The organism is Pseudomonas sp. DTU12.1 (assembly GCF_009873475.1).
GTDB classification, from domain to species: domain Bacteria; phylum Pseudomonadota; class Gammaproteobacteria; order Pseudomonadales; family Pseudomonadaceae; genus Aquipseudomonas; species Aquipseudomonas proteolytica.
This window is the reverse complement of sequence record NZ_CP045254.1, coordinates 4,171,565-4,184,697: the sequence shown is the minus strand read 5'-3', so window position 1 is coordinate 4,184,697 and position 13,133 is coordinate 4,171,565. Positions and strand designations below refer to the sequence as shown.

The window sequence follows — 13,133 nt, the reverse complement described above, 5'->3', positions numbered from 1 at the left end:
ATGCACTAGAGCGGTGCACAAACGGGGAGCTAGTATAGAGGCCAACACCGCTCGCGGCGACAGCCGAAACGGCTTTTCGGCCAAGTTTTTCGGTTTATTTATCGACCGTTAGTCTTATTGCAACATTGATGGCCTCAGGCATGTAGGGCGGTTGCCTTGAAACCCGTCACATTCGCCTCCACTTCTACAGCTATCATGGTTTTTTCCTACTGCCTGCTCTGAAGTTTTGCGGGCTGTGGTCTTTGTCGTCCCCGACGGGTTTACAGTCTGGGGTGACTTCAAGAGGTACGTTATGTCGGATTTCCAACTAGTCACCCGCTTTGAACCTGCTGGCGACCAGCCCGAAGCTATTCGCCTGATGGTCGAAGGCATCGAGGCCGGCCTGGCGCACCAGACGCTGCTCGGGGTGACCGGTTCGGGCAAGACCTTCAGCATCGCCAACGTGATTGCACAGATCAACCGCCCGACCCTGGTGCTGGCGCCGAACAAGACCCTGGCCGCGCAGCTGTACGGTGAGTTCAAGGCGTTCTTCCCGAACAACGCGGTGGAGTATTTCGTTTCCTATTACGACTACTACCAGCCCGAAGCCTATGTGCCGTCTTCCGATACCTTTATCGAGAAGGATGCGTCGATCAACGACCATATCGAGCAGATGCGACTGTCGGCGACCAAGGCCCTGCTGGAGCGCAAGGATGCGATCATCGTCACCACGGTGTCGTGCATCTACGGCCTGGGCAGCCCGGAAACCTATCTGAAGATGGTGCTGCACGTCGATCGCGGCGACAAACTCGACCAGCGTGCCTTGCTGCGGCGCCTGGCGGATTTGCAGTACACCCGCAACGACATGGACTTCGCCCGCGCGACCTTCCGGGTGCGGGGTGATGTGATCGATATCTACCCGGCCGAATCGGACCTGGAAGCGATCCGTATCGAGTTGTTCGATGATGAAGTCGAGAGCCTGTCGGCCTTCGACCCGTTGACCGGCGAAGTGATCCGCAAACTGCCGCGCTTCACCTTCTATCCAAAAAGCCACTACGTGACTCCGCGTGAAACCCTTTTGGATGCCATGGAAGGGATCAAGGCCGAGCTTGCCGAGCGCCTCGAATACCTGCGCGCCAACAATAAACTGGTGGAAGCCCAGCGGTTGGAGCAGCGCACGCGTTTTGACCTGGAGATGATCCTGGAGCTGGGTTACTGCAACGGCATCGAAAACTACTCGCGCTACCTGTCGGGTCGTGAGTCCGGCGCGCCGCCGCCGACCCTCTACGACTACCTACCGGCAGATGCGTTGCTGGTGATCGACGAATCCCACGTCAGCGTGCCGCAAGTCGGCGCCATGTATAAAGGCGACCGCTCGCGCAAGGAAACCCTGGTGGAGTACGGCTTCCGCCTGCCTTCGGCACTGGATAACCGGCCGATGCGCTTTGACGAATGGGAAAGCATCAGCCCGCAGACCATCTTTGTTTCTGCCACGCCGGGCAACTACGAGGCCGAGCATGCTGGGCGGGTGATCGAGCAACTGGTGCGCCCCACCGGCCTGGTCGACCCGCAAATCGAAATCCGCCCGGCCCTGACCCAGGTCGACGACCTGCTGTCGGAAATCACCAAGCGCGTGGCCCTGGAAGAACGGGTGCTGGTCACCACGCTGACCAAGCGCATGTCCGAAGACCTTACCGATTACCTGGCCGACCACGGTGTGCGTGTGCGTTACCTGCACTCGGACATCGATACCGTGGAACGTGTAGAGATCATCCGCGACCTGCGTCTGGGTACCTTCGATGTGCTGGTGGGGATCAACCTGCTGCGTGAAGGCCTGGACATGCCCGAGGTGTCGCTGGTGGCGATTCTCGATGCCGACAAGGAAGGTTTCCTGCGCTCCGAGCGCTCGCTGATCCAGACCATCGGCCGTGCCGCGCGTAACCTCAATGGCCGCGCCATCCTGTATGCCGACCGCATCACCGGCTCCATGGAGCGCGCCATTGGTGAGACCGAGCGCCGTCGCGAAAAGCAGATTGCCTTCAACCTGGCCAATGGCATCACCCCTAAAGGTGTGTTCAAGGACGTGGCCGACATCATGGAAGGCGCCACCGTGCCCGGTTCGCGCAGCAAGAAGCGCAAAGGCATGGCCAAGGCTGCCGAAGAAAGCGCCAAGTACGAAAACGAACTGCGTTCGCCGAGTGAAATCACCAAGCGGATCCGCCAGTTGGAAGAGAAAATGTACCAGCTGGCGCGGGACTTGGAGTTTGAAGCGGCAGCGCAGATGCGTGACGAGATTGGCAAGTTGCGTGAGCGGTTGCTGGCGGTCTGATTTGCGCTGACTGTTGGGCCCTCATCGCAGCATAGGTATCTACACAACTTTCAGAAACTGACGAACTCCCCCGTGGCGAGCGGGCTTGCCCCGCGCTGGGCTGCGAAGCAGCCCTAAAACCAGCCGCTACGGAGTATCTGATACACCGCATACGGCTTACTGGGGCTGCTTCGCAGCCCAGCGCGGGGCAAGCCCGCTCGCCACAACTGCGCTATCTGCCTGGATTTAGGCGTTGCGGCAAAGTTGTGTAGATACTTATGCTCATCGCAGGCAAGCCAGCTCCCACATTGGGATGTGTGAATACATTCAAATGTGGGGGCTGGCTTGCCTGCGATGGCGGCGCCTCGGTCTAATGGGCTTCCCCAGCCTTGAGCCCCGCCGGCAACGCCTTGGTCAAAAAGATCGCCAGCATACTCACCGCCAACGCCAGCCCGACAAAGTGAAACGCATCGTTATAGGCCATGATCTGTGCCTGTTGATGGGCGATTTCACTGAGCTTGGCCAGCGCCGCCGTTTCATTGCCAAACGTCTGCGTCAGCGTCGCCATGCGCTCGGCCACTTGCGGGTTGGTCGGGACAATCGCCTCGCGCAAGTAATCAAAGTAGGTCTTGGTTCGCGCATCCAGCAGGGTTGCCAGCAGCGCAATGCCGATGGCCCCGCCCAGGTTGCGCAGGATGTTGAACAGGCTCGACGCCGAGCCCGCGTCCTGAGGCAGGATGTACGCCGTGGCGATCAACGAAATGGTGACCATGATCAGCGGCTGGCCAAGGGCACGGATGATCTGGATCTGGTTGAACTGGCTGCCGGCAAAGTCTGGATTGAGCACGCCCGAGGAAAAACTCGCGAAGCCAAACAGGCCGAATCCCACCGCGCAAAGCCATTTCGGTGACACGTATTTCATCAATTTCGGCACCAGCGGGATCAGGAACAGCTGCGGCACGCCCATCCACATGATCACTTCGCCGATTTGCAGGGCGTTGTAGTTCTGGATCTGCGCCAGGTACAACGGCAGCAGGTAGATCGAGCCGTACAGCCCCACGCCCATGCCCAGGCTGGAAATACTCGACAGGCCGAAGTTGCGGTTGGCCAGGATACCCAGGTTGATCAGCGGGTTGGGCTTGGACAGTTGCACGATGACGAAAGTGATCAAGCTCAACAGCGCGATGCTGCCCAGGCTGACGATCAGGCTCGACTCCAGCCAGTCCTTGCGATGCCCCTCTTCAAGAAACACCTGCAAACAACCGAGGCCCACGGCTAGGGTCAGGATGCCCATGTAGTCGGTGCTTTTGAGTAACTCCCAGTGCGCGGCCTTTTTCTCCAGGCCGTAGAGCAGGCCGGCGATCATCAACAGCCCTGGCGGTACGTTGATATAGAAGATGTATTCCCAGCCCCAGTTTTCCGTGAGCCAGCCGCCGATGGTCGGGCCGATGGACGGCGCAAAGGTGGCGGTCATGGCGAACATCGCCATGCCCTTGGCGCGATGGTGTTCGGGCAGTTTGATCAGGGTCAGGGTGAAGGCCAGGGGGATCAGCGCGCCGCCGGTAAAGCCTTGCAGGGCACGGAATACAATCATGCTTTCCAGGCTCCAGGCCATGGAGCACATCAGCGAGGCGATCAGGAAACCCACCGAGACCCACACCGCCAGGCGCCGTGCCGACAGCAACTGCACCAGCCAGGCGGTGAGGGGGATCATGATGATTTCGGCGACAAGGTAGGAGGTGGAAATCCACGAGCCTTCTTCCAGGGTGGCCGACAGCGCGCCCTGGATATCCTTGAGCGAGGAGTTGGTGATCTGGATGTCGAGCACCGCCATAAAGGCGCCGAGCATCACGCTCATCACCGCGATCCAGTCGCGCCGGGTCGGTTCGCCGACCGGGCGCAGCAGTTGATCACCGGCCATGGTCAGGGTCTTGGATCTGCACTTTGACGGTTACCGACATGCCGGGGCGGATCTTGCCCTGCAACGGGTTGTCGGCGGCAAACGTAAGTTTTACCGGGATCCGTTGTACGACTTTGGTGAAGTTGCCGGTGGCATTGTCTGGCGGCAATAGGCTGAACTGCGCGCCGGAAGCCGCGAACAAACTGTCGACGCGGGCTTCGATAGGGGTGTCGCCATAGGCATCGAAGATCAGTTCGGCTTTTTGCCCTGGGGCCATATGGCCGATCTGGGTTTCCTTGAAGTTGGCCTGGATCCAGATGTCTTGGTCTGGAACGATGGACAGCAGATACGCGCCGGTCTGCACATATTGGCCGTTGCGCGCGGCGCGCTGGCCGACCAGGCCACTGATGGGGGCGTGGATTTCGCTGCGGGTCAGGTTCAACTCGGCTTGGGCCAGGTCGGCGCGGGCATTGGCGATCTGCGCGTCGAGGCGCTTGATCTCGGCGTTCAGGGCGCTGACCTGTTGGCGCTGGCCTTGCAGGTCGGCCTGGGCCTTGGCGACCTGGGAGCGGGCGATGTGGTTGTCGGCAGACAGGGTAGTGACGCGTTCTTCCGAGACATAGCCGGGCTTGCGCAGGGTTTGCGCGCGGGACAAGTCGATCTGCGCGCGGCCCAGGGTCGCCTGGCTGGACGACACCTGGGCATCGGCGGCGGCGATCAGGCTGGCCTGCTGGGTCAGCTTGCTCGTGGCCTGCAGGCGTTCGGCCTCGCGGGTGGCGAGGGTCGCGTTGGCGCGGTCGATGGCCAGCAGGAAGTCGTCCTGTTCCAGAATGACCAGCAACTGGCCTTTTTCCACGTGCTCGTTATCGCCCACCTTGACCTCGGCGATGCGCGCGCCGAGCTGGCTGGAGACCCGGGTGATTTCGCCCTGCACGTAGGCGTTGTCGGTGCTTTCATAAAAGCGCCCCTTGAAGAACCAATGGGCAAAGAAGCCCGCGGCGATCAGGGCGACGATAAACAGGAAGATAAACAGGCGGCGTTTGAGTTGGGCAGGCATGGCGGCGCAGTGTCAGTTACAAAAGGTAATGGAATATAGCCAGCTAACGATCTGGCAAATAGCTATGTCGTAGTTGCAGACCCAACCTTGGCTTATATGCCCTTTGTTGATCGGCCCACGCTGGAGCAGGGGGGCTTGGGGCTGTTACCATTCGCCCCTTGTTTTATTTTCAGCTTTATTGCCCATTCGAGACCCGCCATGACCACCGTCCGCACGCGCATCGCGCCATCGCCTACTGGGGATCCCCACGTCGGCACTGCCTACATCGCCTTGTTCAACTACTGCTTTGCCAAGCAGCATGGCGGTGAATTCATCCTGCGGATCGAAGACACGGACCAAGTGCGTTCGACCCGTGAGTCGGAACAGCAGATTTTCGATGCCCTGCGCTGGCTGGGCATTACCTGGGCAGAAGGCCCGGATGTGGGCGGCCCACACGGCCCTTATCGCCAGAGCGAACGCAGCGACATCTACAAGAAGTACACCCAGCAACTGGTCGACATGGGCCACGCCTTCCCGTGCTTCTGCACCGCTGAAGAGCTGGACCAGATGCGCGCCGAGCAACAGGCCCGTGGCGAAACCCCGCGCTACGACGGCCGCGCGCTGCTGCTGTCGAAGGAAGAAGTGGCCGCGCGCCTGGCCGCTGGCGAGCCTCATGTGATCCGCATGAAGGTGCCGAGCGAAGGCGTTTGCGTGGTACCGGACATGCTGCGTGGCGACGTGGAGATCCCGTGGGATCGCATGGACATGCAAGTGCTGATGAAGACCGACGGCCTGCCGACGTACTTCCTGGCCAACGTGGTCGATGACCACCTGATGGGCATCACCCACGTGCTGCGTGGCGAAGAGTGGCTGCCGTCGGCACCGAAACTGATCCTGCTCTACGAATACTTCGGCTGGGAACAACCGCAGTTGTGCTACATGCCGCTGCTGCGTAACCCGGACAAGAGCAAGCTGTCCAAGCGCAAGAACCCGACTTCGGTGACGTTCTACGAGCGCATGGGCTTTATGCCTGAAGCGATGCTCAACTACTTGGGCCGCATGGGCTGGTCGATGCCGGACGAGCGCGAGAAGTTCTCGTTGCAGGAAATGGTCGATAACTTCGACCTGTCCCGCGTGTCGCTGGGCGGGCCGATCTTCGATATCGAGAAGCTGTCGTGGCTCAACGGCCAATGGTTGCGTGACCTGCCGGTAGAAGAGTTCGCCAGCCGTGTGCAGCAGTGGGCGTTGAACCCCGAGTACATGATGAAGATCGCGCCGCTGGTGCAGGGCAGGGTGGAGACGTTCAGCCAGGTCGCCCCTCTGGCCAGCTTCTTCTTTGCCGGTGGCGTGAGCCCGGATGCCAAGCTGTTCGAGTCCAAGAAACTCTCGGGGGACCAGGTCCGCCAGTTGATGCAGTTGATCCTGTGGAAGCTCGAAAGCCTGCGCCAGTGGGAGAAGGATGCGATCACCGCGACTATCCAGGCCGTGGTCGAATCCCTGGAATTGAAGCTGCGCGACGCGATGCCACTGATGTTTGCCGCGATTACCGGGCAAGCCAGTTCGGTGTCGGTGCTAGATGCGATGGAAATCCTTGGTCCGGACCTGACCCGTTTCCGTCTGCGCCAAGCCCTTGATTTGCTTGGTGGTGTGTCGAAGAAAGAAAACAAGGAATGGGAAAAGCTGCTGGGCGCGATCGCCTAGTCAGGTGTTGGTGAGGTCAAAACCCCGGCTTTGCGGGGTTTTGATGGTAAGTGATTGTTATCCCGGCAAAAAACTTTGGAAATTGTTGAAAATAAATTTGACAGCCTTTCAAAGCGCCATTAAGATTCGCCCCGTCCTCACCGATGAGGGGCTATAGCTCAGCTGGGAGAGCGCTTGCATGGCATGCAAGAGGTCAACGGTTCGATCCCGTTTAGCTCCACCAATTTACAGGTTCAAGGTCTGGCCACACCGTCCTTGAATCGATCAGAACTCAGCTCTGATCAGTTGTACAGAAGGTTTTGTCCCCTTCGTCTAGTGGCCTAGGACACCGCCCTTTCACGGCGGTAACAGGGGTTCGAGTCCCCTAGGGGACGCCAGTTTCAACAAGCAGCTCGCAAGGTCTGCTGCGTCGCGAGACGAAAAATCCGGGGCTATAGCTCAGCTGGGAGAGCGCTTGCATGGCATGCAAGAGGTCAACGGTTCGATCCCGTTTAGCTCCACCAATTTACAGGTTCAAGGTCTGGCCACACCGTCCTTGAATCGATCAGTTCTCAGCGCTGATCAGTTGTATAGAAGGTTTGTGTCCCCTTCGTCTAGTGGCCTAGGACACCGCCCTTTCACGGCGGTAACAGGGGTTCGAGTCCCCTAGGGGACGCCACGATTACCCGCTCTGCGGGATTTTTAAGGGTCATTCAATTATTGAATGGCCCTTTTGTTTGTCTGGCGTTTGGGTTTTCTCCCTCCCTCTTCAAAAAAACTCTTCTGACCAGCGGTCGAATTCACCGCTTGCTAAAAAGTATTATGCAGATAATATTTTAACCGTAATATTCGGAGGCCGTCATGAGCGATAAAAAAGCGCAAACCCGTGAACGTATTCTGCAAGCCGCCAGTTCCGCGCTGATCCAGCGTGGCCCGGCCGAACCGAGTGTGGGTGAAGTCATGGGCGCCGCGGGGCTGACCGTGGGTGGCTTCTACGCCCACTTTGAAAGCAAGGACGCTCTGATGCTGGAGGCGTTCGAGCAGCTCTTGGCGCGGCGTCGGGCATCTATCGACGATATGGACCCCAGCCTGACAGGCGAAGAGCGCCGAGCCCTGGTAGCCGCGTTCTACCTCTCGCGCAAACACCGCGATTCTACCGCCCAGGCCTGCCCGATCCCGGCCACGGTCGGCGAGATGAGCCGGCTGCCGGATGAGTTTCGCGATGTATTGAACCAGCATGTCGAGTTGATGGCCGCACAACTGGCCGCCAGCCCGGAAGACACCGACAAGGCCCTGGCCGACATGGCCTTGATGATTGGTGGCCTGGCATTGGCCAGGGCTCTGGGGCCGGGCGAGTTATCGGATCGTGTATTACGCGCCTCCAAGTCGGCTGTGCGCTGAACAAGGCTTGCGAGCCTGGGGAGTGAATGGATGAGCACCTTGAGCTGGATTCGTCGAGTCAACGGCACCGTGGGCAGGCTGGCGCCGCAAACCATCGCCAACCAGATGCGGCGTGCCTTCATGACGCCACGAGACTTGCCGCCGCGTGATTGGGAGTTGCCATTGCTGGCGCAGGCCGAGCGCGTCACCTTGCGCTTTGGCCTGTCGGCCCTGCGCTGGGGCCAGGGCCCGGCGGTGCTGATGATGCATGGCTGGGAAGGGCGCCCGACCCAATTCGCCAGCCTGATCGACGCACTGGTGGGCGCGGGTTACTCGGTGATTGCCCTCGATGGCCCGGCCCATGGTCGTTCGCCGGGCCGCGAAGCCCATGTGGTGCTGTTTGCCCGAGCGATGCTGGAGGCTGCCGCTGAATTGCCGCCCTTGCACGCGGTGGTTGGCCATTCCATGGGTGGCGCCAGTGCGATGCTGGCCATCCAGTTGGGCCTGCGCACCAATGCGCTGGTGAGCATTGCTGCCCCTTCACGCTTGCTTGATGTATTGCGCGGCTTTGCTGGCGTAGTCGGCATGCCGGCGCGGGCGCGTGCGGCGTTTATCCAGGAGGTCGAGTACTCCCTGGGCATTCCGCTCAAGCACCTGGATGTGGCCCACTATCAAATGAATATCCCCGGGCTGATCGTGCATGCCGAGGATGATACCTTCGTCCCGGTCAAAGCTTCGCAGATGATCCACGAGGCCTGGTTCGACAGCCGCCTTTTACGCCTGGAGCAGGGCGGCCATCAAAAAGTCCTGGCCGACCCAAGGGTGGTCGAAGGTGTGCTGGCGCTGCTCGCCGGCTGCCGTGAGCCGGCCCGGCAAACCGCTTGAGCCAGGCGATAGGTTACACTGCTCCCCGCCGACATTAATCGACCGGGAGCAGGGCATGGGCTGGGACTTGGCAAAGCCGTTTATCATCGATCTGCAGGTGGCCCCTGAGGACATCGACGGCCTGGGGCATGCCAACAATGCCGTCTACGTGTCTTGGCTGGAGCGTTGCGCCTGGCGCCATTCCCAGCGCCTGGGCCTGGACCTCACCGAGTACCGGCGCCTGGACCGGGCCATGGCGGTGGTGCGCCACGAAATCGATTACCTGGCGGCCGGCTACGAAGGCGATGAGCTGCAGCTGGCAACCTGGATCGTCGATTGGGACCAGCGCCTGAAAATGACCCGGCGTTTCCAACTGATGCGCCCCTGCGATGGCACCACCTTGTTGCGTGCGCAAACCACCTTTGTCTGCATCGAGCTCTCCAGTGGCAAGCCCAAGCGCATGCCAGCGGAGTTTATCGAGGGCTATGGCGTCGCGCTTACGGCATTGTCCATGTAGGAGCGAGCTTGCTCGCGAAGAACGTGAGTACGCCACGGGTATCAGGTTCCCCGCGTTATCGTTGACGTTCATCGCGAGCAAGCTCGCTCCTACAGGGGGCGGTAGGGTTAACGGTTGCTGTGGGAAACCCAGTAAACTGCGCCACGTTTTTCGTTGAGTGTTTTCCATGCAAATTGCTTTGGCGCCCATGGAGGGGTTGGTCGACAACATCCTGCGGGACGTGCTGACCCAGGTGGGTGGTATCGATTGGTGCGTGACCGAATTTATTCGGGTCAACGACCGCCTGCTGACCCCGGCCTATTTCCACAAGCTTGCCCCTGAACTGCTGCACGGTGCCAAGACCGCTGCGGGCGTGCCGTTGCGCGTGCAGTTGCTCGGTTCCGACCCGGTGTGCCTGGCGGAAAACGCCGCACTGGCCTGTGAGTTGGGCTCTGAGGTTATCGACCTGAACTTCGGCTGCCCGGCCAAGACCGTCAACAAGTCCCGCGGTGGCGCGGTGCTGCTCAAGGAGCCGGAGCTGCTCAACCAGATCGTCGAACACGTGCGCCGTGCCGTGCCTGCGCATATCCCAGTGACCGCCAAGATGCGCCTGGGCTTTGACAGCCCGGACGGCGCTCTGGTGTGCGCCACGGCCCTGGCTGAAGGTGGCGCGGCGCATATTGTGGTGCATGCGCGGACCAAGGCCGATGGCTACAAGCCGCCTGCACACTGGGAGTGGATCCCGCGGGTGCAGGACGTGGTCAAGGTGCCGGTATTTGCCAATGGTGATATCTGGTGTGTCGAGGATTGGCGGCGCTGCCGTGAGATCAGCGGGGTCGAAGACATCATGCTCGGTCGCGGCCTGGTAGCGCGTCCCGACCTGGCCCGGCAAATCGCCGCCGCGCGCGCTGGTCAGGACGTGGTGGAGATGACCTGGGAGGACATGCAGCCCATGCTCCAGGAATTCTGGAGGCAGTCCGTGGCGCAATTGACCGAACGCCAGGCGCCGGGCCGACTGAAGCAGTGGCTGGCCATGCTGACGCGAAATTACCCGCAAGCCGTGGAGCTGTTCACCGCGTTGCGCAGGGAAACCGATCTTCAGCAGGTTAGCCGGCTACTCGGAATGCCCCATCCGCAAGGGGCCTGAAATTTTTCCTGCAGCCTCTCTTGAAATGTAATTGGCGGTCCTTATCTAGGGATTACACGATGCCGAATTCGGGTCGTGGAGATAAAGAACCTTGCTGATATTTCAGGAGATTTGACCATGAGTACTGCATTTTCGCTGGCGCCGCTGTTCCGCTCCTCCGTCGGTTTTGATCGTTTCAACGATCTGTTCGAGACCGCACTGCGCAATGAGCCGGGCAGCAGCTACCCACCCTACAACGTCGAGAAGCATGGTGAAGACGAGTACCGCATTGTCATCGCGGCTGCCGGCTTCCAGGAAGACGATCTGGAGCTACAGGTGGAGAAAGGCGTATTGACCGTCAGTGGCGGCAAGCGCGACACCAAGGCTGAGAGCGTTACCTATCTGCACCAAGGTATTGCCCAGCGCGCCTTCAAACTGTCGTTCCGCTTGGCGGACCACATTGAAATCAAGGCGGCGGACCTGAGCAACGGCTTGTTGAGTATCGATCTGTTGCGGGTGGTGCCGGAAGAAGCCAAGGCCAAGCGCATTCCCATCAATGGCGCGCAGAAGCCAGCTTTGCAACATTGAGTCCATGTATTTAAGTTTTTCACCTCCTCTGAAAAGGGCGCCTCTGGCGCCCTTTTTTTGTTTAAGGCTCTGTTGGCCGGGCAAGTAATTCAGACGCCGTCAGTTAAATTCATGTTTGGTTTGATTGTATATTTTGAGCATTTTGAGAGTAGGTGTGTGTAACTTTTTTGTGGTTCTAGTCAACTGTGAGTGTTGCAGCGGTTTTTTGTTTTTTGATTTTGCTTGGCGTGGCAGCAGTATTAAACGCGCGGGAAATATCATGGGTGATGCAAAGACAGTTCAAGCAATCGTGACGTTCTTTTTCCATGGCGCAGTTTATTAGCGAGTATGACCTGTTTTTTTCAAAGGACGGCCTTGTAAGGCAGGCCTTTGCAGAAGTCTATAGGTAAAAGTCCGAAATTGTCTTTTGATGTCCTTATGTTTTCCGCGATTTCTGGAACTCGAATGTTTTTTACTCCACGAAACTAGGGACTTCGAATCGGTGGCTGCCGTTTCAAGTCATAAGTAAACACTGTTCGTTATGGGGGCCTGAGCGCCCTGTGCTGTCTTGAGAAGAGGAATGACGCATGTCTTATCTATCTATAAACAATCCTCCAAGCGCGAATGTCGCTAATCGCCAGTTTGATTTGCCGACACCGGTACCCACGCCACCTGGAGGGAGCGATGCGAGCAAGTTGCTGGGTAATAAGTTGAATGTGTTGCCGGAATATAACCGGGCTACAGGCGCCGGACGCGACAACATTGTTGTGAGTGTTGATTCTCTTGCAAAACTGTTCGACATGTTTGAGCTTGTTTTCAAGGCAATGCGAGATCTGTTGTCTGGCAAAAAGCCCTTACCCGAACCAACACCGGGGGATAAAACGGTAACTACCGGCCTGGACGGCAAAGTGCAGGTTGACGCTGGCAAACAACCGGAGAAGAAGGCACAGATCGACAGCAAGCCCCAGATACTCGGCAATGACGCCAAGGTGCAGGTCGAGGCTGAAAAATCACAGGAGAAGAAGACGCAGGCCGATGGCAAGCCCGTGATGCCAGATACGAAAGTGAATTCGGATGTGGGCAGGCACCCCGTGGTGCTACCCAATATCACAATTACACCGAGGGTTCCTGGTACCGATTCCAAGGCATCGTCTGACACGGTTGTGCGGGTAAACGTCGATCTCAATGTGAACAATTGCCACTGCCCGGAGGACTCTCATCCTGCTGTGCCAAAGGTCGACACTCGTGTGCGGCCGCATCCGAGGCCGCTCCCGACGATCGACCCGCAAGCCCGGCCCGACTTGGTTCACAGGCCAATAGTGTCCTTGACCGACCGCCAGGTAACACCTGATCGGGTGCCTGATTTGGCAGTACCGGAAACCGACGCGCAGGTGCCGCCTGCTGTTCGTCCCCGGCCAACCCCAGTGATGCCGTCGCACGACCCCAAGCCTGAGCCAGACCTGACGTCGCCTGGCCCTGATTGCCACCCGGGTGAAAGAAGCTGGGCGCGGGGCTTGTCTCGCCGGTTCTAGTGCGTCCGCTACATCAGTAAACACCCACTAAAGTTCTTGATTTCAATCAGTGACCTCTTCGGCAAAGTTTAGGCCGGAGGGGCACTTTGTGGCAGGAAAACTAATGTCTAACTTAACTATTAACAGAGCTACAAACGTGCCATGTGATTGTTTGGGTAGGGTAGAGGGGGACTTTAACTCGTTGCAGCCACAGCGTCTTAGGCAGACCGCGGGCTTCGTTGACCTATCTAACAGTTTCACGGATTTCAGGGGTGACGTTGCAACT

Annotated in this window: 10 protein-coding genes and 4 tRNA genes; 12 read left to right on the top strand and 2 right to left on the bottom strand. The window is 59.0% G+C overall.

What is annotated here, in order from left to right:
* Positions 1 to 292: 292 nt before the first annotated feature.
* Entirely contained in the window at positions 293 to 2,308 is a 2,016-nt protein-coding gene (gene uvrB, locus GDV60_RS18370; protein WP_029294101.1) for an excinuclease ABC subunit UvrB, read from the top strand.
* Between the two features lie 349 nt (positions 2,309 to 2,657).
* Here the strand turns inward: uvrB and GDV60_RS18365 are convergent, their stop codons facing one another.
* On the bottom strand, positions 2,658 to 4,148 hold the full coding sequence (locus GDV60_RS18365; protein ID WP_169851778.1) for an MDR family MFS transporter: 1,491 nt from the start codon (positions 4,146 to 4,148) through the stop codon (positions 2,658 to 2,660).
* 49 nt (positions 4,149 to 4,197) lie between these two features.
* Complete coding sequence (locus tag GDV60_RS18360; RefSeq protein WP_092231437.1) at positions 4,198 to 5,244, bottom strand: HlyD family secretion protein; 1,047 nt, start codon at positions 5,242 to 5,244, stop codon at positions 4,198 to 4,200.
* Positions 5,245 to 5,442: 198 nt separating this feature from the next.
* Here GDV60_RS18360 and gltX point away from each other — a divergent pair, with 198 nt between their 5' ends.
* From gltX to GDV60_RS18305, 11 genes are all read left to right on the top strand, one after another.
* Positions 5,443 to 6,924 (top strand): glutamate--tRNA ligase, encoded by a 1,482-nt coding sequence (gene gltX, locus GDV60_RS18355; RefSeq protein ID WP_133715111.1) that lies wholly within the window; start codon positions 5,443 to 5,445, stop codon positions 6,922 to 6,924.
* 147 nt (positions 6,925 to 7,071) lie between these two features.
* Positions 7,072 to 7,147: transfer RNA gene (locus GDV60_RS18350), tRNA-Ala, on the top strand.
* A 78-nt stretch (positions 7,148 to 7,225) separates the two neighbouring features.
* A tRNA-Glu gene (locus GDV60_RS18345) sits at positions 7,226 to 7,301 on the top strand.
* A gap of 50 nt (positions 7,302 to 7,351) precedes the next feature.
* Positions 7,352 to 7,427 (top strand) — tRNA-Ala (locus GDV60_RS18340).
* Positions 7,428 to 7,506: 79 nt separating this feature from the next.
* Positions 7,507 to 7,582: transfer RNA gene (locus GDV60_RS18335), tRNA-Glu, on the top strand.
* A gap of 182 nt (positions 7,583 to 7,764) precedes the next feature.
* On the top strand, positions 7,765 to 8,304 hold the full coding sequence (locus GDV60_RS18330; RefSeq protein WP_092231432.1) for a TetR/AcrR family transcriptional regulator: 540 nt from the start codon (positions 7,765 to 7,767) through the stop codon (positions 8,302 to 8,304).
* Positions 8,305 to 8,334: 30 nt separating this feature from the next.
* Positions 8,335 to 9,168, top strand: coding sequence for an alpha/beta hydrolase (locus tag GDV60_RS18325; protein ID WP_029294112.1), 834 nt, complete (start codon positions 8,335 to 8,337; stop codon positions 9,166 to 9,168).
* 55 nt (positions 9,169 to 9,223) lie between these two features.
* On the top strand, positions 9,224 to 9,664 hold the full coding sequence (locus GDV60_RS18320; RefSeq protein WP_159908341.1) for a thioesterase family protein: 441 nt from the start codon (positions 9,224 to 9,226) through the stop codon (positions 9,662 to 9,664).
* Positions 9,665 to 9,830: 166 nt separating this feature from the next.
* The gene (locus GDV60_RS18315) at positions 9,831 to 10,790 is read left to right on the top strand and encodes a tRNA-dihydrouridine synthase (protein ID WP_092231428.1); all 960 of its coding nucleotides are present in this window, start codon (positions 9,831 to 9,833) and stop codon (positions 10,788 to 10,790) included.
* Between the two features lie 117 nt (positions 10,791 to 10,907).
* Positions 10,908 to 11,357, top strand: a complete 450-nt coding sequence (locus GDV60_RS18310; RefSeq protein ID WP_029294118.1) for an Hsp20 family protein — start codon at positions 10,908 to 10,910, stop codon at positions 11,355 to 11,357.
* A gap of 566 nt (positions 11,358 to 11,923) precedes the next feature.
* Positions 11,924 to 12,868, top strand: coding sequence for a hypothetical protein (locus GDV60_RS18305; protein ID WP_159908339.1), 945 nt, complete (start codon positions 11,924 to 11,926; stop codon positions 12,866 to 12,868).
* Positions 12,869 to 13,133: the final 265 nt, after the last annotated feature.